We start from the raw sequence: 21,464 nt of genomic DNA on the forward strand, positions 1-21,464 counted from the left end.
AAGCGCAGCGTAGGGGCCGTATGATGGGAGCGAGCGGCTTTGGTTACTTTGGCCAAGACCAAAGTAACCCGCCGTAAGGGCGGAAAGGTGACTATGCGTCGACATCGCAAATGAATGCGCATACAACCACAAAAACCAACCAACCAACCAACCAACCAACCAACCAACCAACCAACCAACCAACCAACTAACTAACTAACCAACTAACTAACTAACTAACTAACTAACCAACTAAATAACTAACTAACCAACCAGCTGAACCCCAGTCACCGCGCTTCCATGTGAGCAATCATCAACTGCACACTCTCATTCCCACGAAACTCATTCACATCCAACTTATAAGCCAACTCCACCCACCGCACCGTAGGATTCGGCCAAACCTCCCGATCAATCCCAAAGGCAATCCCGTCCAACCGCACCGCCCCACACTCGCTCTTGAGCACCACCTTCAGATGCCGCTCACCCACGACCCGCTGCTCGACCAACTGAAACACCCCATGGAACAACGGCTCAGGAAAGTGCTGCCCCCAAGGCCCGGCATTGCGCAAAGCCCGCGCCAGGTCCAGATGAAACTCCTCGACCGCCAAGGTCCCATCCGACAGCAACCGCCCCGTCAGGTCCTCCTCCCGCAATTGCCGACGAACCTCCTCGTCGAACGCCTCGGCAAACGCCGGGAAATTCGCCTCGGGCAACGACAGCCCCGCCGCCATGGCATGCCCACCGAACTTGCTGATCAACGCAGGATGCCGCGCCGCCACCGCATCCAGCGCATCGCGAATATGGAACCCCGCCACCGAACGCGCAGACCCCTTGAGCATGCCCTCCCCGGCATCGGCAAAAGCGATGGTCGGCCGGTGGTAACGCTCCTTCAGTCGTGATGCGAGGATCCCGATCACCCCTTGGTGCCAATCGGCATCGAACAGACAAAGGCCATAGGGCATCGATTCGACCGGCAGATCCTTGAGCTGCGCCAGGGCTTCGCGCTGCATGCCCTGCTCGATGGACTTGCGGTCCTGGTTCAGGCCATCCAGTTGCTGGGCCATATCCAATGCCAGCGCTGCGTCGTCGCACAGCAGGCATTCAATGCCCAGGCTCATGTCGTCCAGGCGCCCGGCGGCGTTGAGCCGCGGGCCAAGGATGAATCCCAGGTCGGTGGAGGTGATGCGCTGGTGATCGCGGCGGGCCACCTCGAGGATCGCCTTCAGCCCCGGGCGGGCGCGGCCAGCACGGATGCGCTCCAGGCCCTGGTGCACCAGGATGCGGTTGTTGGCATCCAGCGGCACCACGTCGGCGACGCTGCCCAGCGCGACCAGGTCGAGCAGTTCACCGATGTTCGGCTGCGGCCGACTGTCGTAACGGCCGAGGCTGCGCAAGCGGGCGCGCAGGGCCATCAGCACGTAGAAGATCACTCCCACCCCCGCCAGCGACTTGCTCGGAAACGCGCAGCCTGGCTGGTTCGGGTTGACGATGGCATCGGCATCGGGCAACTGCTGGCCCGGCAGGTGGTGATCGGTGACCAGCACCCTGAGCCCGGCTGCCTTGGCCGCCGCCACGCCTTCGACACTGGAGATGCCGTTGTCCACGGTGATCAGCAACTGCGGCTGGCGCTGCAACGCCACCTCGACGATCTCGGGGGTCAGGCCGTAGCCGTATTCGAAACGGTTGGGCACCAGGTAATCGACATGCGCCGCGCCCAGCAGACGCAACCCCAGCACACCGACCGTACTGGCGGTGGCGCCGTCAGCGTCGAAGTCGCCAACGATGAGGATGCGCTGGCGCTGATCGAGGGCTTCGACCAGCAGGTCCACCGCCGCCTCGATGCCCTTGAGCTGCTGATACGGCAGCAGCCGGGCCAGGCCTTTGTCCAGCTCGGCTTCGGACTGCACGCCACGGGCGGCGTACAGGCGGGTCAGCAAGGGCGGCAGGTTACCCAAAAATGGCAGGGTCGACGGCAGGGGGCGGGGTTCGATACGCATGGGGTCTTCGGTAATCAGTGTCAGGGGCGGCTCAGCCGCGCTCGCCTAGCAGCCACTCCAGCTGCACTTCGTGCTGGCCGCGGTCGTCGGTGACGAAAATAGTGCCTTCGCTGATCATCACGTCCCACTTGATGGTACGTGGCATGTCGGTGGCCAGGGTCTCCAGCACCTCTTGCGGCACAGCGGCGATGTTCAGGTTTTTCAAGCCCTTGACCGCATCACCCACCTTGGTCCGCCACACCCGCAGGCTGCCGTAGGCCAGCAGGCTGGTACGTTCAGTGCGGCGCGAGCACCAGGTCAGACGCTCGGCATCCGGTTGGCCGACTTCGATCCAGTGCAGGATGCGGTCGTCCAGGCTCTTTTCCCACAGTGGGGCTTCGTCGACATCCGACAGACCACGGCCAAACGAGAGCTGCTCGTTGTACCAGATGGCATAGGCCAGCAAGCGCACGGCCATGCGCTCCTCGGTTTCCGAAGGGTGACGGGCGATGGTCTGGCGGACGTTCTCGTACACGCCGCGGTCGAGGTCGGTCAGATTCAGTTCGAACTTGTAGGTGGTGGACGGCTGGGCCATGGGCGCGGGGCTTCGTAGAAAAGAAAGTCGCACAGTCTAACCGATCTGGCCGACGAAGGCCCTTGCCCATCGCGAGTGCGCCGCGACAGTACCTGCCGCTGTCGAGCTGTGATACAACCTGCGATCACGCCCAGCTGCCACGGATGCCCCATGACCACGCCCAGCAAACCCCTCGCCGGCCTGAAAGTGATCGAACTCGGCACCCTGATCGCCGGCCCGTTCGCCTCGCGCATCTGCGCCGAGTTCGGCGCCGAAGTGATCAAGGTCGAGTCGCCCGACGGCGGCGACCCGCTGCGCAAGTGGCGCAAGCTGTATGAAGGCACGTCGCTGTGGTGGTTCGTACAGGCACGCAACAAGCAGTCGCTGACCCTCAACCTCAAGCACCCGGAAGGCCGCGAGGTGCTCAAGCGCCTGCTGGCCGAGGCCGACATCCTGATCGAGAACTTCCGCCCCGGCGTGCTGGAAAAACTCGGCCTGGGCTGGGATGTGCTGCACGCGCTGAACCCGCGCCTGGTGATGGTGCGCCTGTCGGGCTTCGGCCAGACCGGCCCGATGAAAGATCAACCGGGCTTTGGCGCGGTGGGCGAGTCGATGGGCGGGCTGCGCTACATCACCGGTTTCGAGGACCGCCCGCCCGTGCGTACGGGGATCTCCATCGGTGACTCGATCGCCGCCCTGTGGGGCGTGATCGGCGCGCTGATGGCCCTGCGTCACTGCGAGGTGAACGGCGGCCAAGGCCAGGTGGTGGACGTGGCGCTGTACGAGGCGATCTTCGCCATGATGGAAAGCATGGTCCCGGAGTTCGACGTGTTCGGTTTCATCCGCGAGCGCACCGGCAACATCATGCCCGGCATCACCCCCTCCTCCATCCACACCACCGCCGATGGCCGCCATGTACAGATCGGCGCCAATGGCGACGCGATCTTCAAGCGCTTCATGCAGGCCATCGGCCGCGACGACCTGGCAAACGATGCGGCATTGGCCAGCAATGATGGCCGCGACGCACGCCGCGACGAGCTGTACGGGGTGATCGACCGTTGGGCCAACGGCCTGCCGCTGGACAGCGTCATGCAGGTACTCAATGACGCCGAAGTGCCGGCCAGCCGGATCTTTTCGGCCGAAGACATGTTCAGCGACCCGCAGTACCTGGCCCGCGAGATGTTCCTCCAGGCCAAGTTGCCGGACGGCAAGCCGTTCAAGATGCCCGGCATCGTACCCAAGCTCTCCGACACCCCAGGCTCCACCGAGTGGGTAGGCCCGGCCCTGGGTGAGCACACCGACAGCGTGCTGGCCAGCCTGGGCTACGACGCCGCCGCCATCGCCGGCCTGCGCCAGGCGGGCACGGTCTGACTCGCACGACAGCCGGGTGCAGGCGCCTTGCGCGCCTGCCCGTCATCCTCTGCCTGCTGCTGGCGATGCCGGTGGCGCACGCCAGGGAGCGCCTGTTGTGGCTGGTGCGTGACCTGCCGCCGTTCACCATTTTCGAAGGTGCCGAGAAGGGCCAGGGCGTAGTGGACCTGATGCTGCCGAAGCTGATCGCGCAGATGCCGGAGTACGACCACAGCATCGTGCGGGTCAACCGCGCCCGAGGCATCCAGATGCTCATGGAACCGAGTTTCACCTGCGATCCGACCCTGCTCTGGACACCCGAGCGCGCCAGGTACGTGCATTTCTCCAAGCCTTCGCTGGGGGTGCTGAGCAGCGGGCTGGTCGTGCGCAAGCAGGACCAGGCATTGCTGGAACCCTTCCTCGACGGCCAGCAGGTCGAACTCAAACCTTTGCTCGAAAAGACCCGGCTCAAACTGGGCATCGTCGCCGAGCGCAGCTACAGCGCACAGGTCGACGAAATGCTGCGCCAACTGCCCGACAGCGCCTTCAGCCGCCACTTCGGCAACGAAGCGACCGCCAGCCTGCTGCAGATGCAGCAACTGGGTCGCCTGCAGCTGGTGCTCGGCTACTGGCCAGAGGTGCGCTACCTGATCGAGCAGCAAGGCGGCGCATTGGACGACTATCGCTTCTATCCCATCAGCGGCGTAAACCACTACCAGTTCCTGCATGTGGGTTGCTCGGACACAGCGCTTGGGCGCGAAGCCATCAGCCACATCGACCAGCTGCTGCCGGCCCTGCGCCGCGACACCCTGCCCGCCCTATACGCCCGCTGGCTGGACCCGGCGCTGCGTGAGGACTACCTGCAACAGGCGCGTCACTTCTTCGACGACAGCAACGGCGCCTCGGCACCACAGCCCTGAAGCAGGCAAAAAGAAACCCCGGCCGCTGGGGAAGACGACCGGGGTCAAGCGAAAGCCAATGCGGGCTTCCCGCGACAGCCTGACACTACCGGAGCCAAGCACCGTCAAACTGGCGTTGCTGAATCTGATGCGACTGTCAGGCAAAGGTTCCCTGGGTGGGGCGTTGATGCTGCAACGCGGCGATCACACAGGGCTGCAGGCGGCCCTCGGCAATCTGCAGGTCACGGTGCAGACCATCGACCAGATCGACCAGCAACTGCTGCTCCTGCAGCTGGCGCTCAGCCACCTGGCGCTGCAAAGTCACGCCACCGTGGGGGTCGTAGAGGGTCAGTTGGCGATTACCGCTGGCGTCGACAGCGCCAAGTGCGGCCAGGTAGGGGGTCAGGGCATCGTTGAGCAGGCTGCAGACTCTTTCCATCCGGATCACTCGCTGGCTTATGGGCATGGAGGAACTGACCATCAGGCCTGGCGCAAAGTTCGCCACGACAGGCCCTTGCAACGAGCATGCGCGGCCAAGATGACAGTTTGAATGCCCTGGGCGCCCAGTTATCCAATCGGTGGCGGCAGACGCCCTAACGCCTTGCCCAACGCCACGGTGGACATCGGCCATGGCAGCTCATCCAGCACCCACAAGCCCAGCTTGCGGGCCTCCCGGGCCAGATCCGGGCCATTGCCCTGGCCTTGGCCGACGAACAGCAGCGCCTGTGCCGCCCCTTCAGTCGCCAGGTGGCGGAACAACGACTGCGCGCTGCTGATCGGCATGTCGTGATCGAGCACCAGCACATCCACTGGCCGTTCCTGGTTCAGGCAGGCCAGGGTACCCGGCATGTCCTCGGTCAGGCGCACGCTGTAGACGCCCTGGGCATTGAATGCCTGGTGCAGGACAATCTGGTGGAACGGACGGGGCTGGTGGATAAGAACCTGAAATTGATGCATGGACGTTTCCCTCGACGAGGCGCTTTGGCGGTTCGATGCCGCACTTTAGTAGGCACTTCGACAACGCCAAACAGGAAAATTCTGGAAAGCCCTGAGAAAAATCGCAAAAAAATTGCGCGCACAAAAAAGCCCGTCCGAGGACGGGCTTTTTCAGTCGCAACCAGGCTTACAACGGCTTGCCGCGGTTACCGTGCTGGCTGACGAAGGCCTGTACGGCCTTCAGGTCGTTGGCCAGCACCGTGCAGCGCTCTTCGCGGCTGAACAGGTCGCTGAGGTGGGCCGGCAGCTCCAGGGCCTTGCCGACGCCGGCCTTCTCGACCGCATCCGGGAACTTGACCGGGTGCGCGGTACCCAGCACCACCATCGGCGTATCCAGGCTGCGACGGCATTCGCGGGCGGCCTTGACGCCGATCGCGGTGTGCGGGTCGAGCACTTCACCGGTGCTGGCGAAGACTTCGGCGATGGTCTCGCAGGTCTGCTCGTCGGTCACCGCCAGCGAATCGAACAGCTTGCGCGCTTCGGTCCAGCGGTCCTGGTCGACGCTGAAGCCGCCACCTTGCTTGAAGGTGTCCATCAACTCGGCGATGGCGGCACCGTTGCGGCCGTGCAGGTCGAACAGCAGGCGCTCGAAGTTCGACGAGACCATGATGTCCATCGACGGTGACAGGGTCGCGTGCAGGGTTTCCTTGACGTACTGGTTGCCGCTCATGAAGCGGTGCAGGATGTCGTTGCGGTTGGTCGCGACCACCAGCTGGCTGATCGGCAGGCCCATGTTGCGGGCCAGGTAACCGGCGAAGATGTCGCCGAAGTTGCCGGTCGGCACCGAGAACGCCACCGAACGCGCCGGGCCGCCGAGCTGCAGGGCGGCGTGGAAGTAGTAGACGATCTGGGCCATGATCCGCGCCCAGTTGATCGAGTTGACCGCCACCAGGCGGGTGCCCTTGAGGAACGACTGGTCGGCGAAGCTGGCCTTGACCATCTCCTGGCAGTCGTCGAAGTTGCCTTCGATGGCGATGTTGTGGATGTTGTCGCCGAGGATGGTGGTCATCTGGCGGCGCTGCACTTCCGACACACGCTGGTGCGGGTGCAGGATGAAGATATCGACGTTGTCGCAACGGCGGCAGCCTTCGATGGCGGCGGAACCGGTGTCACCGCTGGTGGCACCGACGATCACCACGCGCTCGCCACGCTTGACCAGCAGGTGGTCGAGCAGGCGGCCGAGCAGTTGCAGGGCAAAGTCCTTGAACGCCAGGGTCGGGCCGTGGAACAGCTCCATCACCCACTCGTTGCCGTTGAGCTGGCGCAGCGGCGCGACGGCGGCATGGGCGAACGAGCCGTAGGTTTCTTCGAGGATCTTCTTGAAGTCGGCGTCGGCGATGCTGCCGGCGACAAACGGGCGCATCACGCGGAACGCCAGCTCGTGGTACGGCAGGCCGGCCCAGGAAGCGATCTCTTCCTGGGTGAAGCGTGGCAGGTTCTCGGGGACGTACAGGCCACCGTCACTGGCCAGGCCGGCGAGCAGCACGTCTTCGAAGTTCAGGGCCGGAGCCTGGCCGCGGGTACTGATATAGCGCATATGCAAACCTTCGGTTCTGAAGGCGGGCCGCCGTCGCGGCCCGCCGCTTGAATTAATTGAGCTGTTCGACGCGGATGCGCACGACCGGGCCAACCACGTCCTGCAGGGATTCCAGGGCGACGATGGCATCATTGATGCGCTGCTCGACCACGCCGTGGGTGACCAGGATCATCGGCACCAGGCCATCCTGCTCCTCGGCTTCCTTCTGCATGATCGACTCGATGTTGATGCCACGCTCCGAGAGGATGCTGGCGACCTGCGCGAGCACACCCGGGTGGTCCTTGGCCTGGATACGCAGGTAGTAGGCGCTTTCGCAGGCTTCGATCGGCAGGATCGGGTGGGCCGACAGCGAGTCCGGCTGGAAGGCCAGGTGCGGCACACGGTTCTCCGGGTCGCTGGTCATGGCGCGGACCACGTCGACCAGGTCGGCGATCACCGACGAGGCGGTTGGCTCCATGCCGGCGCCGGCACCGTAATACAGGGTGGAACCGGCGGCGTCACCGTTGACCATCACCGCGTTCATCACACCGTTGACGTTGGCGATCAGGCGGTCGCTGGGGATCAAGGTCGGGTGCACGCGCAGCTCGATGCCTTCGGCGGTGCGACGGGCCACGCCCAGGTGCTTGATGCGGTAGCCCAGGGCTTCGGCGTAGTTCACGTCGGCAGTGGTCAGCTGAGTGATGCCTTCGGTGTAGGCCTTGTCGAACTGCAGCGGGATGCCGAAAGCAATGGACGCCAGGATGGTCAACTTGTGCGCGGCGTCGATGCCCTCGACGTCGAAGGTCGGGTCGGCCTCGGCATAGCCCAGCGCCTGGGCTTCGGCCAGCACGTCGGGGAAGGCACGGCCTTTTTCGCGCATTTCGGTGAGGATGAAGTTGCCGGTGCCGTTGATGATCCCGGCCAGCCAGTTGATGTGGTTGGCCGACAGGCCTTCACGGATCGCCTTGATCACCGGGATGCCACCGGCGACGGCGGCCTCGAAGGCGACGATGACGCCCTTCTCGCGGGCCTTGGCGAAGATCTCGTTGCCGTGCACGGCAATCAGCGCCTTGTTGGCGGTGACCACGTGCTTGCCGTTTTCGATGGCCTTGAGCACCAGGTCGCGGGCGATGGTGTAGCCACCGATCAGCTCGATGACGATATCGATTTCTGGGTTGCTCGCCACGTCGAACACATCAGCGGTAATGGGGGTACCGGTAATCTGGCAGTTCGGGTTCGGCGAGCGCATGGCAATCTGTGCCACTTCAATACCGCGCCCGGCACGGCGGGCAATCTCCTCGGCGTTGCGCTGAAGTACGTTGAAGGTTCCGCCACCGACGGTCCCTAACCCACAGATGCCTACTTTGACCGGTTTCACTGTGAACTCCCCATTGAACGGCCGGCACTTGCGCCGACCGTGAAACATGCCATCACCCCATGACGATGGCGTATTGAATTGATTACTTGCGCTCTGCCAGGGCCAGCTTGGCCACTTGCGGTGCCGGCTGGTAGCCCGGAATCACCTGGCCACTTTCCAGGACGATGGCGGGCGTGCCATTCACGCCGATCGACTGGCCGAGCTGGAACTGCTTGCCGACCGGGTTGGCGCACTTGGCCGCCTTGATCTCCTTACCCTCGACCATCTTGTCCATCGCCGCGCGGCGGTCGCTGGAGCACCACACTGCCTGCAGCTGTTCGTCACCCGGCGAGCCCAGGCCCTGGCGCGGGAAAGCGACGTAGCGCACTTCGATACCGCGGCGGTTGAGCTCAGGCACTTCGGCGTGCAGCTTGTGGCAATACGGGCAGGTGGTGTCGGTGAACACGGTGATGTGCGACTTGGTCTCGCCCTTGGCCGGGTAAACGACCATTTCTGCCGCCGGGATGCCGTTGATCAGCTTGGCGATGCCCTGGCGCTCGGTCTTCTCGGTGAGGTTGACCGGCTTGCCGTCCTGGATCTGGTACAGGTAGCCCTGCATCACGAACTGGCCATCGGCGCTGGCGTACAGCACGCGACCGCCCTGCAGCTTCACTTCGTACAGGCCGTTGAGCGGGCTGCTGGAAACGCTTTCGACCGGAACTTCCAGGGCCAGGTTCTGCAGCGACTTGCGGATCGCCTGCTCGGCACCGGCCGCGGGCTCGGTTGCGGCAGCGGCGGCAAAGGTGCTGACCAACGCCAGGGCGGCGGCGGCAAAAATACGGGTGACACGCATGGGGGTACTCCTGAAGACGGACGGGGCCGGAGGGGCGTCGCCTACGCTTCAGAGGTGGCGAACGGTCGGCCCGTGCAACAAACCGTCCAAGCCTACCACAACAGGCCCGCGCAGAAAGGCTCCTCAGGCACCGGTGAGCGGAACATGAAAATCATTCATCCACGCGGATGGTGCTGGGCGTGCAACTGCTGCAGCCGCGCCTTGGCCACATGGGTGTAGATCTGCGTGGTGGACAGGTCGCTGTGGCCCAGCAGCATCTGCACCACGCGCAGGTCGGCACCGTGGTTGAGCAGGTGCGTGGCGAACGCGTGGCGCAGGGTATGCGGCGACAGCGGTTTGTCGATACCGGCCACCCGTGCCTGGTGCTTGATACGGTGCCAGAAGGTCTGGCGGGTCATCTGCTCGCCGCGCAGGCTGGGGAACAGCACATCGCTGGGGCGACCACTGAGCAGCTCGGCACGGCCATCGCGCAGGTAGCGCTCGATCCAAACCACCGCCTCTTCGCCCATCGGCACCAGGCGCTCCTTGCTGCCCTTGCCCATCACCCGCAGCACACCCTGGCGCAGGTTGACCTGGTCGAGGGTGAGGCTGACCAGCTCGGTCACCCGCAGGCCGCAGGCGTACAACACTTCGAGCATGGCCCGATCACGCTGGCCGATGGCTTCGCCCAGGTCCGGCGCCTGCAGCAGCGCCTCGACGTCGGCCTCCGACAGCGACTTTGGCAGCGGACGCCCCAATTGCGGCATGTCCACCTGCAGGGTCGGGTCGACGGCGATCAATCGCTCGCGCAGCAGGTAGCGGAAGAACCCCCGCACGCCAGAGAGAAACCGCGCCGTGGAGCGGGGTTTGTAGCCTTGGTCGAAACGCCAGGCAAGGTGATCGAGGATCAACTCGCGCCCGGCATCGGGCAGCGCCACGCCGTGCTCCTGCAACCAGCCATTGAACAAGGCCAGGTCACTGCGGTAAGAGGCGCGAGTATTGTCGGAAAGCCCCTTTTCCAGCCACAGGGCATCGAGGAACTGGTCAATCAGGGGGTGGTCGAGGGCGGGCATGAAGACTCGGTGGCAAACGGCGAAATGGCGCTTAGTCTTTCATAACCACGCCAGCATAGGGAGCCCGCATGAGCGAACAGCAGATTCTCCTGAGTTTCGGTGGCATCGGCGCCGCCGCCCTCGCCTGTCAGTGGCTGGCCTGGCGCCTGAAGCTGCCGGCGATCCTGTTCCTGCTGCTGTCCGGCATCCTCGCCGGGCCTGTGCTGGGCTGGCTGCAGCCACAGGAGCTGTTCGGCCCACTGCTGATGCCGCTGGTGTCGCTGGCGGTGGCCCTGATCCTGTTCGAGGGCAGCCTGACCCTGCATATCTCGCAATGGCGTGAGATCGGCAGCGTGGTCCACCGCCTGGTCACGGTCGGTGCCCTGAGCACCTGGCTGGTGATCGCCGTGGCCACCCACTGGCTGCTGGGTTTCGACTGGCCGCTGGCGATCCTGTTCGGCACCCTGACGCTGGTCACCGGGCCCACCGTGATCGTGCCCATGCTGCGGGTGGTGCGGCCCAACGCGACCATCGCCAACATCCTGCGCTGGGAGGGTATCGTCATCGACCCGATCGGTGCGCTGCTGGCGGTGGTGGTGTACAGCTTCATCATCGCCCGCGGCGACAGCGACGGGCTGATCCAGAGCCTGGGCACCTTCGCCGGAGTGATCTTCTGCGGTGGCGCCCTGGGTGCCGCCGGGGGCTGGTTGCTGGGGCAGATCATGCGCGCCCAGTGGCTACCGGAATACCTGCACAACCTGGCCTCGCTGGCCGCTGTGCTGGGCATCTTCATCGCCGCCAACCAGATCGTCCACGAGTCCGGGCTGCTGGCCGTGACGGTGATGGGCATGTGGCTAGCCAACATGCCAGGGGTGGATGTGCGGCAGATCCTGCACTTCAAGGAAAACCTCAGCGTGCTGCTGATCTCCGGCCTGTTCATCCTGCTGGCCGCACGCCTGGACCTGCATGCCATGCTCGGCCTGGGCCCGGCGGTACTCGCCCTGCTGCTGGTAATCCAGTTGCTGGCGCGGCCACTGAACGTGTTCATCTCGACCCTGGGCTCGACGCTGAACTGGCGCGAACGCGCGCTGCTGGCCTGGATCGCCCCGCGTGGCATTGTCGCGGCGGCGGTATCGGCGATCTTCGCCATCCGCCTGCATGAGGCCGGCCACGAAGGGGCGCTGCTGCTGGTGCCACTGACCTTCGCCGTGATCATCGGCACGGTGGTGCTGCAAAGCGCCACAGCCAGGCCCCTGGCGCGCCTGCTCAAGGTCGCCGAGCCGGCCCCCAGCGGCTTTCTCATGGTGGGCGCCAACCCGCCTGCCCGGGCCATTGCCAAGGCTTTGCAACAACTTGGCTGCCGAGTGCTGCTGACTGATTCGAGCTGGGAGAACATCCGTGCCGCGCGCATGGACAACCTGCCCACCTACTTCGGCAACCCGGCCTCGCAACATGCCGACGCCCACCTGGACCTGGTGGGCCTGGGTCATCTGCTCGGCCTGTCACCGGCCGGCGAAATCAACGCCCTGGCCTGCGCACGGTTTCGCCACGATTTCGGCCATGGCCGGCTGTTCGTACTGGCCAGCGGCCTGGAGAAACAGCGCAGCGACAAGCACCGGGCCAGCGAGGAGCATCGTGGCCAGCCACTGGGCGCCCGCGCGATGACCTACAACCAATTGGCCAAGCTACTGAATCAGGGGGCAGAGCTGTACAGCACGACCCTGACCGATGCGTTCACCTGGGATGCCTACCAGCAATTGCACGGTGAGCGGGCGACATTGATGTTCGCCCGTGACAACCACGGCTGGGTGCATGTGGCCACCCCGGAACACCCGCTGCAGCCGCAGCCGGGCTGGACGCTGGTGGCGCTGATAGAGCCTGAGGCCACGGTTCAATGACTGGCCGAGGCCGATCGCCGGCAAGTCGCAGCGGCGAACCGCTGCTCCCGCAGTTGCTGCGTTGACCTCGAAGATCGCGCGATCCCTGTGGGAGCGGGTTTACCCGCGACACGGGCGTAGCCCGTGCCAGGCACCGAGGTGTCATCTTCGCGGGTAAACCCGCTCCCACAGGCAGACTGCAGGTCTTGAGTTCGGCACAGTCAGGTGGGAGCCGGCTTGCCGGCGATGAGGCCACGCCCGGCAACAGACGCAATCAGGCCTGCGGCAGCACCGGCACCGGGCGCTTGTCCTCGTCGATGGCGACGAAGCTGAATACCCCATGGATCGCGCGTTCGCGGCCATCGAGGTACATGTTCTCGACGAACACATCCACCTGCACTTGCAGGCTGGTATTGCCGACCTTGATCACGCTACCCACCAGCTCGACGATCGAGCCCGCCGGGATCGGGTGCTTGAAGTCGATGCGGTCGGTGGACACGGTCACCAGCGGCAGGCGGCAAAAACGCGTGGCAGCGATGAACGACACTTCGTCCATCCACGCCAGGGCCGTACCGCCGAACAGGGTGTTGTGGTGGTTGGTGGTGTTGGGGAACACCGCCTTGGTCACACGGGTCACCGACAGTTCGGTGCGGCGCAGGATTTCCTGGTCTCGAGTTGTCATGTTCGGGTCACATCGCTAAGGCAAGGTACAAAAAGCAAAAAAGCAGCCCGAAGGCTGCTTTTTCTCTCGCAAGATGGCCAAGGCCACCGGTCAAACTGCACTCAGGACAGTTTTTCCTTGATGCGAGCGGCTTTGCCGGACAGGTCGCGCAGGTAGTACAGCTTGGCTTTACGCACGTCACCACGACGTTTCACGGCCAGGCTGTCGATCTGTGGGCTGTAGGTCTGGAAGGTACGCTCTACGCCAACGCCGCTGGAGATCTTGCGCACGGTGAAGGCGCTGTTCAGACCGCGGTTACGCTTGGCGATAACGACGCCTTCGAACGCCTGCAGACGCGAGCGGTCGCCTTCCTTCACTTTGACCTGGACGACAATGGTGTCGCCTGGTGCGAAGGTCGGGATTTCCTTGCTCATCTGCTCGGCTTCGAGCTGCTGGATGATCTTGTTGGTCATGCTGTGCTCCTAAGATGGATAACGCGATCCACCATCGATACGTTTAACTATCGTCCCGCTCGCGGAGGTATTCCTCGAGCAGCTTCTTCTCTTCTCCAGAAAGCGAGCGACTTTCCAGAAGATCGGCGCGTCGTTCGAAGGTCCTACCAAGGGACTGCTTCATCCGCCAACGCCGGATGTGTGCATGGTTGCCACTAAGCAACACGTCGGGTACACGCTGATCCGCATACACCTCAGGTCGGGTGTAGTGCGGGCAATCCAGCAGACCGTCGGTGAAAGAATCTTCCTCCGCCGAGTCCACATGCCCTAAAGCTCCGGGCAGCAGCCGCGTAACCGCATCGATCAGTACCATGGCCGGCAGCTCGCCACCGGAAAGCACATAGTCGCCAATCGACCACTCCTCATCGACATGAGCCTCGATAAAGCGCTCGTCGATGCCTTCATAACGACCGGCGATCAGGATCAAAGATTCCTGTTCGGCCAGGCCTTTGACCGCTTGCTGAGTCAGCTTGCGGCCTTGCGGCGAAAGGTAGATCACCTTTGCCGTTGCTCCGGCGACTTGCCTGGCGTTAACCAGCGCGTCTTCCAGAGGCTTGATTTTCATCACCATGCCCGGACCACCGCCAAACGGCCGATCATCCACGGTGTGGTGGCGATCAGTGGTGTAGTCCCGCGGGTTCCAGCAGGTCACTTGCAGCAACCCCTGTTTCACCGCACGGCTGGTAATGCCGTACTCCGTGATGGCCGAGAACATCTCGGGGAACAACGTGATGACGTCTACGCGAAGGTTACCCATCGTTTAGAAATCCGCGTCCCATTCGACTCGCATCACACCTGCTTCAAGGTCGATTGCCAGCACGCATTGCTCCGTATAGGGCAACAGACGCTCGCGATCATCCAGGCTGCCTGCGCAAGGCTTGACCACCATTACATCGTTCGCGCCGGTCTCCAACAGGTGATCGATCGTGCCGAACAGCTGTTCGTCCTGATTGATGACCTTCAGGCCTTCCAACTGGTACCAGTAGTACTCGTCGGCTGCCAGGTTGGGCAAAAGGCTCCGCGCAATGCAGATTTCGTAACCGCTCAGAAGCCGGGCTTCATCACGATCATCGAGGCCTTTCAATTTCACGACCAGGCCCTTTTGGGAGCCACGACCGCTAACCAGCTCGACCTGCTTTACCTTGCCTTCGTGCTTGAGCGTCCAGCGCGGATAATCCAACAGGTTTTCAATCGGATCGGTAAAGGAGTACACCTTCACCTCGCCGCGAACGCCGTGAACCGAAAAAATCTTGCCAACGACGATGAGATCGTCAGCCTTTTCTGGCGTCGCGTTCATACTGCTCAGGCTGCAGCCTTGGCAGCTTCCTTCAGCAGCTGAGCAACACGCTCAGACGGCTGTGCGCCCTGGCTCAGCCAGTAGGTGACGCGCTCTTGGTTGACCGACAGCTTGACTTCGGCGCCCGATGCGATCGGGTTGAAGAAGCCAACGCGCTCAACGAAACGGCCGTCACGGGCGTTACGCGAGTTGGTCACGGTCAGGTGGTAGAAAGGGCGCTTTTTCGAGCCGCCACGGGCAAGACGGATGGTTACCATGTGAACATCGTTCCTATAGTCGGTGCTGCAAAACTGAATGCCCAATGGGCACACGGGTGCCCAAAAGGCCGCATATTCTCGGGGAATACACGGACATTTGCAAATGCCTTTTTCGGCGAGCGCTTGACCCACCGTTCAGATCTGCCGGTTAAGCCGCTGTTTTGCGGCGCTTTTCCCGCCGAAGCGGGGGTTGGGTGGCCGCCTTCCTATAAAGGCAGCCGCCCAAATTCGATTACATCTTGGGCATGCCGCCGCCCGGCAGCATGCCGCCAAGACCGCGCATCATCTTGGCCATGCCGCCCTTGGCGGAGAATTTCTTCATCATCTTCTGCATCTGCTTGTGCTGCTTGATCAGCCGGCCGATGTCCTGCACCTGGGTACCGGAACCCATGGCGATGCGGCGCTTGCGCGAACCGCTGATCAAGTCAGGGTCGCGACGCTCGGCCGGGGTCATGGAGTTGATGATCGCTTCCATCTGCTTGAACTGCTTTTCGGCCGCGCCCTGGGCGTTGCCCATCTGCGACAGGTTGACGCCGCCCATGTTCGGCAGCTTGTCCATCAGTCCGCCGAGGCCGCCCATGTTCTTCATCTGCTGCAGTTGGTCACGGAAGTCTTCGAGGTCGAAGCCCTTGCCCTTCTTCAGCTTCTTGGCCAGCTTGTCGGCCTTCGCCTTGTCGATGGTCTGCTCGGCCTGCTCGATCAGACTGAGCACGTCACCCATGCCGAGGATGCGCGAGGCGATACGATCAGGGTGGAACGGCTCGAGGGCTTCGGTCTTCTCGCCCATACCGATGAACTTGATCGGCTTGCCGGTGATGGCACGCACCGACAGGGCGGCACCGCCACGGGCATCACCGTCGACCTTGGTCAGGATCACACCGGTCAGCGGCAGCGCGTCGCCGAAGGCCTTGGCGGTATTGGCGGCATCCTGGCCGGTCATGGCATCGACCACGAACAGCGTTTCGATCGGCTTGACCGCGGCGTGCAGTGCCTTGATCTCGTCCATCATGTCGGCGTCGACGTGCAGGCGGCCGGCGGTGTCGACGATCACCACGTCGATGAACTTGAGCTTGGCTTCGCGGATTGCCGCTTGCGCGATATCCACCGGCTTCTGGCTGATATCGGACGGGAAGAAGGTCACGCCGATGTCGTTGGCCAGGGTTTCCAGCTGCTTGATCGCCGCCGGACGGTAAACGTCGGCGGACACCACCATCACGCTTTTCTTCTTGCGCTCTTTCAGGTGGCGCGCCAGCTTGCCGGCGGTGGTGGTCTTACCGGCACCCTGCAGGCCGGCCATCAGCACCACTGCGGGCGGTGCGGCATTGAGCGTCAGCTCTTCGTTGGCCGCGCCCATCAGGCGCTCCAGCTCGGCCTGGACGATCTTGACGAAGGCCTGGCCTGGGGTGAGGCTGCGCGACACTTCGGTGCCGACCGCGCGTTCCTTGATGCTGTTGACGAAATCCTTGACCACCGGCAGGGCAACGTCGGCCTCGAGCAGGGCCATGCGCACTTCGCGCAGCGTGTCCTTGATGTTGTCTTCGGTCAGCTTGGCCTTGCCGGTGACATGGCGCAGCGTCTGTGACAGGCGGTCGGTCAGGTTTTCGAACATGGTGATCCTTTCAGGCCCAGTGAAGCCGAGGTTTTTCAGGCGCCCAGGTGGAAATGCACACGCGCTGGGCACAACAAGGCGGCGATTATAGCGGAGAGCGGCGCTGGCGCACACCTTGGTGCAGAGGCTCTGGATAATCGGTGGCCTGGATGTCGTCTTCGCGGGTAAACCCGCTCCCACAGGTTCAGCGCAACCCTTGTGGGAGCGGGTTTACCCGCGAAAAGGCCGGCGCAGCGAAGCAGTCTTCCTTGCCCACCGCGTTCTATGCCAAACTCCGTCCCTTTAAGGCTTGCCTGCCAGGACTTATGCTCTCTTCACCCAGCCTCATTCCCAACCTGATCGCCGCCTTCCTTTATCTGGCCGCGACCGTCTACCAGGCCACCGGCCTGGCCCGTGGCGCCCGCGCCGACAAGCGGCTGCTCGGCCTGCTCGGCGCACTGGCGGTGCTCGCCCAGGGCGGCGCGCTGTTCTTCCAGCTGATCACCCCGCTGGGCCTGAGCCTGGACTTCTTCAGCGCCGCCAGCCTGATCGCCGTGGCGGTGATCGGCCTGACGCTGATCGCCTGCCTGAGCATTCCCGTGGAAAACCTGCTGGTGCTGCTGTTCCCGCTCGGTGCCGTAACCGCGCTGCTGGCGCAGTTCGCCCCGCCTGGCACGGTGCCGCTGATCAATGAAGAGCCGGGCATCCTCGCGCACATCCTGCTGTCGATCCTCGCCTACGGCCTGTTCACCATCGCCGTGTTCCAGGCCCTGCTGCTGTTGCTGCAGGACCACCAGCTCAAGCACAAGCACCCGTCCGGGCTGATCCGCAACTTCCCGCCGCTGCAGACCATGGAAAGCCTGCTGTTCGGCTTTCTCTGGGCCGGCTGGGGGCTGCTGTCGCTGTCGCTGATCTCCGGCTGGCTGTTCCTCGACAACCTGTTCGCCCAGCACCTGGTGCACAAGACCCTGCTGGCCTGCGTGGCGTGGATCGTGTTCAGTGTGTTGCTGTGGGGCCGCACTCGCCTGGGCTGGCGTGGCCACAAGGCGATCCGCTGGACCCTCGCCGGTTTCTGCCTGCTGATGCTGGCCTATTTCGGCAGCAAGCTGGTCCGCGAATTCATCTTGCATATCTGACGGCCGCCCATGGATACCCTGCCGTACGCCCCGCTGCTCGGCACACTGGTACTGGCACTGCTGTGGTCAGCGCTGTTCACTGCCGTGGACTGCGCTCGCCAGCAACAGAACGGCCACGCCGACCCTACCTTGCCCGCCCAGGCCCTGGTGCTCTGCGCCAGCCTCGGCAAGTTGCTGGTGCTGGGCCTGGCCTGCCTGATCGGCCAGCGCTACAGCGGCGAACACGGTTTCTGGCTCGCCGGGCTGGCCGCCACGGCAGCCTTGCTGGTGCTCGCCGAGTACCTGCCGCGACGCCTGGCGCGGCGCAATCCGCAGGCATTCATCAGCCTTGGCGCCAGCCTGCTCAAGGTACCGCTGACCGCACTGCAACCCTTGGCCTGCCTGCTCGACGGCTGCGCCAGGTTGATCCTGCGCCCGTTCCGCGTGCAGCCCATCGCGGTGGCGCTGCACCCGCAGGAAGACGACTTCGATGATGACGAGCAGCATGCCCCGTCCCGCAATGGCTTGCTGGAAGGCTTGCAAGCCCTGGACAAGATCACCGTCAACGACATCCTGGTACCGCGCAACGAAGTCGACGGCATCAACCTCGACGACCCCATCGAGCGCATCGTCGAGCAACTGATCGTTAGCCGCCACACCCGCCTGCCGGTCTATCACAACGACATCAACCAGGTGGAAGCGGTACTCAACACCAAGCTGATCAGCCACCTGCTGCCGCGCGCCGAACTCACCTTCGAAAAGCTCCAGGCCGCTTGCTACGAGCCCTACTTCGTCCCCGAAAGCACGCCCCTGCAGATGCAACTGCTGAACTTCCACAAGCAACAGCGGCGCATGGGCGTGGTGGTGGACGAGTACGGCGAAGTGCTGGGCATCGTCACCCTCGAAGATATCCTCGAAGAGATCGTCGGTGAATTCGAAGACGAACACAGTCTCGACAACCCGCACGTGCACCCGCAGGGCGATGGCCGCTTCATCATCGAGGGCACCGCCTCGCTGCGTGAAATCAACCGCACCCTCGGCTGGCACCTGCCCTGCGATGGCGGGCCGAAAACCCTCAACGGCCTGGTCACCGAGGCACTGGAAAGCATCCCGGCAACGGCGGTTTGCCTGAAGATCGGCCGTTATCGCCTGGAAATCCTCGAAACCGAGGACAATTGCGCCAGCAAGGTGCTGGTCTGGACCGTGACCCGATAGTTATACTCGGCCAACGCTTACCCAGCCCTGCCGTCCCGCCTGCTACCCGCACCCGGCGCCCCACGGCCAGTGCGCAGCACTGACACGCCCCACGGCTCTGCGTCACCACCCCGAACAGCGCCCGCCCCTCCCTACCCCCTGGGCTATCGTCAGTCACGCGACTCACAACAATACGCTCCGGCTCCCGTGTGCCCGCCACATGGGCCGTGCCCCATGGAGCATCGACTGTCAGGGACCTACGCATGACTACCAGCAGCACCTACGCCGAACCTGCCTCGGCGGCCCCGGTCAACTCGCCTGCGCGGGTGGCCACCGCCAGTTTCATCGGCACCGCCATCGAGTTCTACGATTTCTACGTCTACGCCACCGCCGCCGCCCTGGTGATCGGGCCGGTGTTCTTCCCCTCCGGGTCAGGCACCGCGCAGATGCTCGCGGCCTTCCTCACCTTCGGCATCGCGTTCCTCGCCCGGCCACTGGGCTCGGCGCTGTTCGGTCACTTCGGCGACCGTATCGGGCGCAAGTCGACCCTGGTCGCTTCGCTGTTGCTGATGGGGGTCTCGACCACGCTGATTGGCGTGCTGCCGGGCTATGACAGCATCGGCGTGTGGGCGCCGATCCTGCTCTGCATCCTGCGCTTTGGCCAAGGCCTGGGCCTGGGCGGCGAGTGGGGTGGCGCGGCGCTGCTGGCCACCGAGAACGCCCCCGAAGGCAAGCGCGCCTGGTTCGGCATGTTCCCGCAACTGGGCCCCTCGATCGGCTTTTTGGCCGCCAACGGCCTGTTCCTCACCCTGGCCCTGGTGCTCAGCGACGAGCAGTTCCGCGACTGGGGCTGGCGCATTCCGTTCCTGCTCAGCGCCGCGCTGGTGCTGGTCGGCCTGTATGTGCGCCTGAAACTCGAGGAAAGCCCGGTATTCGCCAAGGCCGTGGCGCGCCAGGAACGGGTCAAGATGCCGGTGGTCGAGCTGTTCGCCCAGTACTGGCTGCCGACCCTGCTGGGCGCGGCGGCGATGGTGGTGTGCTACGCGCTGTTCTATATCTCCACGGTGTTTTCGCTGAGCTACGGCGTGTCGACGCTGGGCTACAGCCGCGAGACCTTCCTCGGCCTGCTGTGCTTCGCCGTGGTGTTCATGGCCCTGGCCACGCCACTGTCGGCCTGGCTCAGCGACCGCTTCGGGCGCAAGCCGGTATTGATCGTTGGTGCGCTGCTGGCCATCGCCTCGGGCTTCGCCATGGAGCCGCTGCTGACCTCGGGCTCGACCACTGGCGTGGCCTTGTTCCTGAGCATCGAGCTGTTCCTGATGGGGGTGACCTTCGCGCCAATGGGCGCCTTGCTGCCCGAGCTGTTCCCAACCCACGTGCGCTACACCGGCGCCTCGGCGGCCTACAACCTGGGCGGCATCGTCGGCGCTTCGGCGGCACCGTTCTTTGCCCAGAAGCTGGTGAGCATGGGGGGCTTGAGCTGGGTGGGAGGGTATGTGTCGGCGGCGGCGGTGATCAGCCTGATTGCCGTGTTGTGCCTGAAAGAAACCCGCAATACCGAGCTTTGAACCGCTGAAACAATCGCGGGGCAAGCCCGCTCCCACGCCATGTAGCTATTGGCGTGGGAGCGGGCTTGCCCCGCGATGCTTTTGGGGTGTCAGTGCTTCATGCCGAGCTCGGCATCATCCATCAGTGCCTTGGCCAGGGCGCTCAGGTAATAGGATGCCCAGAGCAGCTGCGGCTTCTCCTCCATGATCCCGGTGATGGTCAAGTCGCGCACGCAGCCCATCAGCTCCGACGCTTGATCGCGGGCGTGCTGGCAAGGGATGCCGGGTTCGATACAGAACAGCGGGGCGGTCATGCCCTCACCTTGGTAGAACTTGGTCTTGCCGACGGTGGTTTTTGTGTCGTCTATGGACATGGTTGTTCTCCCTGAAATGGTCGGTGCCTGTGCGGGCCTCTTCGCGGGCAAGCCCGCTCCCACAGGTACTGCGCTGGCTCCAAGGCACAGGTGAACCTGTGGGAGCGGGTTTACCCGCGAATGGGCCCGATCAGGCAACACATGCCTAGCGGCTCAATGCAACGCCGACGCCTGCGCCGGCATCTGCACCTGAATCAGTGCCGATTCCAGCAACACCCGCAGCGCTTCGGTCTCGTGCATCGCCGTCATCAACAAGACCGAAACGGGCGGCTTGGGCTGCAGCAGCATTGCCTGATGGACCACGGTCACTGCGCACAGGGCGTACTCGGTGGCCTGGATCAGGGTGTCTTCAAGGGAATGATGGTTGTGGGGTGGATCGGGGACGATCTTTAGCATGATGAATCCTCAATTTGAGAGATGGGACCATCACCATTCGCTGTCAAACAAAGGGTGGCAGCTGTACATGGGTTGACAGACCGGTCAAATAGAGGAAACCCGGCGCACCCGAAGA

Annotated in this window: 22 protein-coding genes; 6 read left to right on the plus strand and 16 right to left on the minus strand. The window is 63.8% G+C overall.

The annotated features are described in order from the left end of the window. Window positions 1-266: 266 nt before the first annotated feature. Both recJ and RTH46_RS19585 read right to left on the minus strand, forming a co-directional pair. A complete protein-coding gene (gene recJ, locus RTH46_RS19580; protein WP_316906395.1) occupies window positions 267-1,976 on the minus strand; it encodes a single-stranded-DNA-specific exonuclease RecJ in 1,710 nt (569 codons plus the stop codon). A 31-nt stretch (window positions 1,977-2,007) separates the two neighbouring features. After that, the gene (locus tag RTH46_RS19585) at window positions 2,008-2,550 is read right to left on the minus strand and encodes a YaeQ family protein (protein WP_153788496.1); all 543 of its coding nucleotides are present in this window, start codon (window positions 2,548-2,550) and stop codon (window positions 2,008-2,010) included. 150 nt (window positions 2,551-2,700) lie between these two features. Here RTH46_RS19585 and RTH46_RS19590 point away from each other — a divergent pair, with 150 nt between their 5' ends. Beyond that, window positions 2,701-3,900, plus strand: coding sequence for a CaiB/BaiF CoA transferase family protein (locus RTH46_RS19590; RefSeq protein WP_153788495.1), 1,200 nt, complete (start codon window positions 2,701-2,703; stop codon window positions 3,898-3,900). Further along, window positions 3,897-4,799, plus strand: a complete 903-nt coding sequence (locus RTH46_RS19595; RefSeq protein WP_410478585.1) for a TIGR02285 family protein — start codon at window positions 3,897-3,899, stop codon at window positions 4,797-4,799. Before RTH46_RS19590 ends, RTH46_RS19595 begins: the two co-directional genes overlap by 4 nt. A 136-nt stretch (window positions 4,800-4,935) precedes the next feature. On the opposite strand, the gene RTH46_RS19600 is transcribed toward RTH46_RS19595, so the two are convergent. From RTH46_RS19600 to xerD, 6 genes are all read right to left on the minus strand, one after another. Then, entirely contained in the window at window positions 4,936-5,217 is a 282-nt protein-coding gene (locus tag RTH46_RS19600; RefSeq protein ID WP_153788493.1) for a DUF3509 domain-containing protein, read from the minus strand. Between the two features lie 128 nt (window positions 5,218-5,345). Next, window positions 5,346-5,735: a histidine kinase gene (locus RTH46_RS19605; protein WP_153788492.1), complete on the minus strand. Its 390-nt coding sequence runs from the start codon at window positions 5,733-5,735 to the stop codon at window positions 5,346-5,348. A 166-nt stretch (window positions 5,736-5,901) separates the two neighbouring features. After that, complete coding sequence (gene thrC, locus RTH46_RS19610) at window positions 5,902-7,311, minus strand: threonine synthase (RefSeq protein WP_153788491.1); 1,410 nt, start codon at window positions 7,309-7,311, stop codon at window positions 5,902-5,904. 52 nt (window positions 7,312-7,363) lie between these two features. Beyond that, window positions 7,364-8,668, minus strand: coding sequence for a homoserine dehydrogenase (locus RTH46_RS19615; protein WP_125859944.1), 1,305 nt, complete (start codon window positions 8,666-8,668; stop codon window positions 7,364-7,366). Between the two features lie 82 nt (window positions 8,669-8,750). Further along, window positions 8,751-9,500 carry a thioredoxin fold domain-containing protein gene (locus RTH46_RS19620; protein ID WP_153788490.1) on the minus strand — a complete coding sequence of 250 codons (750 nt, stop codon included), beginning with the start codon at window positions 9,498-9,500 and terminating at the stop codon, window positions 8,751-8,753. A 155-nt stretch (window positions 9,501-9,655) separates the two neighbouring features. Beyond that, window positions 9,656-10,552: a site-specific tyrosine recombinase XerD gene (xerD, locus tag RTH46_RS19625; protein WP_110993304.1), complete on the minus strand. Its 897-nt coding sequence runs from the start codon at window positions 10,550-10,552 to the stop codon at window positions 9,656-9,658. A 68-nt stretch (window positions 10,553-10,620) separates the two neighbouring features. On the opposite strand from xerD, the gene RTH46_RS19630 reads away from it, so the two are divergent. Next, window positions 10,621-12,429 (plus strand): cation:proton antiporter, encoded by a 1,809-nt coding sequence (locus RTH46_RS19630; protein WP_153788489.1) that lies wholly within the window; start codon window positions 10,621-10,623, stop codon window positions 12,427-12,429. A 253-nt stretch (window positions 12,430-12,682) separates the two neighbouring features. On the opposite strand, the gene RTH46_RS19635 is transcribed toward RTH46_RS19630, so the two are convergent. From RTH46_RS19635 to ffh, 6 genes are all read right to left on the minus strand, one after another. Further along, the gene (locus RTH46_RS19635) at window positions 12,683-13,090 is read right to left on the minus strand and encodes an acyl-CoA thioesterase (protein WP_025337914.1); all 408 of its coding nucleotides are present in this window, start codon (window positions 13,088-13,090) and stop codon (window positions 12,683-12,685) included. Between the two features lie 101 nt (window positions 13,091-13,191). Next, window positions 13,192-13,542, minus strand: coding sequence for a 50S ribosomal protein L19 (rplS, locus tag RTH46_RS19640; protein WP_023629812.1), 351 nt, complete (start codon window positions 13,540-13,542; stop codon window positions 13,192-13,194). A 43-nt stretch (window positions 13,543-13,585) separates the two neighbouring features. Beyond that, a complete protein-coding gene (trmD, locus tag RTH46_RS19645) occupies window positions 13,586-14,338 on the minus strand; it encodes a tRNA (guanosine(37)-N1)-methyltransferase TrmD (RefSeq protein ID WP_110993301.1) in 753 nt (250 codons plus the stop codon). Window positions 14,339-14,341: 3 nt separating this feature from the next. Then, window positions 14,342-14,878 carry a ribosome maturation factor RimM gene (gene rimM / locus RTH46_RS19650; RefSeq protein WP_153788488.1) on the minus strand — a complete coding sequence of 179 codons (537 nt, stop codon included), beginning with the start codon at window positions 14,876-14,878 and terminating at the stop codon, window positions 14,342-14,344. A gap of 5 nt (window positions 14,879-14,883) precedes the next feature. After that, entirely contained in the window at window positions 14,884-15,135 is a 252-nt protein-coding gene (gene rpsP, locus RTH46_RS19655) for a 30S ribosomal protein S16 (protein ID WP_011535318.1), read from the minus strand. A 232-nt stretch (window positions 15,136-15,367) separates the two neighbouring features. Beyond that, a complete protein-coding gene (gene ffh / locus RTH46_RS19660) occupies window positions 15,368-16,744 on the minus strand; it encodes a signal recognition particle protein (protein ID WP_153788487.1) in 1,377 nt (458 codons plus the stop codon). Window positions 16,745-17,049: 305 nt separating this feature from the next. On the opposite strand from ffh, the gene RTH46_RS19665 reads away from it, so the two are divergent. The 3 genes from RTH46_RS19665 to RTH46_RS19675 all read left to right on the plus strand — a co-directional run bounded on the left by RTH46_RS19665 (window position 17,050) and on the right by RTH46_RS19675 (window position 20,600). After that, the gene (locus tag RTH46_RS19665; protein ID WP_153788486.1) at window positions 17,050-17,859 is read left to right on the plus strand and encodes an inner membrane protein YpjD; all 810 of its coding nucleotides are present in this window, start codon (window positions 17,050-17,052) and stop codon (window positions 17,857-17,859) included. Window positions 17,860-17,868: 9 nt separating this feature from the next. After that, the gene (locus tag RTH46_RS19670) at window positions 17,869-19,053 is read left to right on the plus strand and encodes a transporter associated domain-containing protein (protein WP_153788485.1); all 1,185 of its coding nucleotides are present in this window, start codon (window positions 17,869-17,871) and stop codon (window positions 19,051-19,053) included. A gap of 242 nt (window positions 19,054-19,295) precedes the next feature. Then, window positions 19,296-20,600, plus strand: coding sequence for an MFS transporter (locus RTH46_RS19675; protein WP_316906396.1), 1,305 nt, complete (start codon window positions 19,296-19,298; stop codon window positions 20,598-20,600). 89 nt (window positions 20,601-20,689) lie between these two features. Here RTH46_RS19675 and RTH46_RS19680 read toward each other — a convergent pair whose 3' ends face one another. Both RTH46_RS19680 and RTH46_RS19685 read right to left on the minus strand, forming a co-directional pair. After that, window positions 20,690-20,953, minus strand: a complete 264-nt coding sequence (locus tag RTH46_RS19680) for a DUF3077 domain-containing protein (RefSeq protein ID WP_153786130.1) — start codon at window positions 20,951-20,953, stop codon at window positions 20,690-20,692. 153 nt (window positions 20,954-21,106) lie between these two features. Then, entirely contained in the window at window positions 21,107-21,349 is a 243-nt protein-coding gene (locus tag RTH46_RS19685; protein ID WP_153786129.1) for a hypothetical protein, read from the minus strand. Window positions 21,350-21,464: the final 115 nt, after the last annotated feature.

The organism is Pseudomonas sp. zfem004 (assembly GCF_032621715.1).
GTDB classification, from domain to species: domain Bacteria; phylum Pseudomonadota; class Gammaproteobacteria; order Pseudomonadales; family Pseudomonadaceae; genus Aquipseudomonas; species Aquipseudomonas sichuanensis.

Coding starts and splice junctions, on each gene's coding strand:
- thrC (WP_153788491.1), bottom strand. CDS start 7,311: ATGCGCTATATCAGTACCCGCGGCCAGGCTCCGGCCCTGAACTTCGAA.
- rplS (WP_023629812.1), bottom strand. CDS start 13,542: ATGACCAACAAGATCATCCAGCAGCTCGAAGCCGAGCAGATGAGCAAG.
- RTH46_RS19680 (WP_153786130.1), bottom strand. CDS start 20,953: ATGTCCATAGACGACACAAAAACCACCGTCGGCAAGACCAAGTTCTAC.
- RTH46_RS19670 (WP_153788485.1), top strand. CDS start 17,869: ATGGATACCCTGCCGTACGCCCCGCTGCTCGGCACACTGGTACTGGCA.
- RTH46_RS19605 (WP_153788492.1), bottom strand. CDS start 5,735: ATGCATCAATTTCAGGTTCTTATCCACCAGCCCCGTCCGTTCCACCAG.
- ffh (WP_153788487.1), bottom strand. CDS start 16,744: ATGTTCGAAAACCTGACCGACCGCCTGTCACAGACGCTGCGCCATGTC.
- RTH46_RS19635 (WP_025337914.1), bottom strand. CDS start 13,090: ATGACAACTCGAGACCAGGAAATCCTGCGCCGCACCGAACTGTCGGTG.
- RTH46_RS19630 (WP_153788489.1), top strand. CDS start 10,621: ATGAGCGAACAGCAGATTCTCCTGAGTTTCGGTGGCATCGGCGCCGCC.
- trmD (WP_110993301.1), bottom strand. CDS start 14,338: ATGGGTAACCTTCGCGTAGACGTCATCACGTTGTTCCCCGAGATGTTC.
- RTH46_RS19600 (WP_153788493.1), bottom strand. CDS start 5,217: ATGGAAAGAGTCTGCAGCCTGCTCAACGATGCCCTGACCCCCTACCTG.
- RTH46_RS19675 (WP_316906396.1), top strand. CDS start 19,296: ATGACTACCAGCAGCACCTACGCCGAACCTGCCTCGGCGGCCCCGGTC.
- rimM (WP_153788488.1), bottom strand. CDS start 14,878: ATGAACGCGACGCCAGAAAAGGCTGACGATCTCATCGTCGTTGGCAAG.
- recJ (WP_316906395.1), bottom strand. CDS start 1,976: ATGCGTATCGAACCCCGCCCCCTGCCGTCGACCCTGCCATTTTTGGGT.
- RTH46_RS19665 (WP_153788486.1), top strand. CDS start 17,050: ATGCTCTCTTCACCCAGCCTCATTCCCAACCTGATCGCCGCCTTCCTT.
- RTH46_RS19620 (WP_153788490.1), bottom strand. CDS start 9,500: ATGCGTGTCACCCGTATTTTTGCCGCCGCCGCCCTGGCGTTGGTCAGC.
- xerD (WP_110993304.1), bottom strand. CDS start 10,552: ATGCCCGCCCTCGACCACCCCCTGATTGACCAGTTCCTCGATGCCCTG.
- RTH46_RS19590 (WP_153788495.1), top strand. CDS start 2,701: ATGACCACGCCCAGCAAACCCCTCGCCGGCCTGAAAGTGATCGAACTC.
- rpsP (WP_011535318.1), bottom strand. CDS start 15,135: ATGGTAACCATCCGTCTTGCCCGTGGCGGCTCGAAAAAGCGCCCTTTC.
- RTH46_RS19685 (WP_153786129.1), bottom strand. CDS start 21,349: ATGCTAAAGATCGTCCCCGATCCACCCCACAACCATCATTCCCTTGAA.
- RTH46_RS19585 (WP_153788496.1), bottom strand. CDS start 2,550: ATGGCCCAGCCGTCCACCACCTACAAGTTCGAACTGAATCTGACCGAC.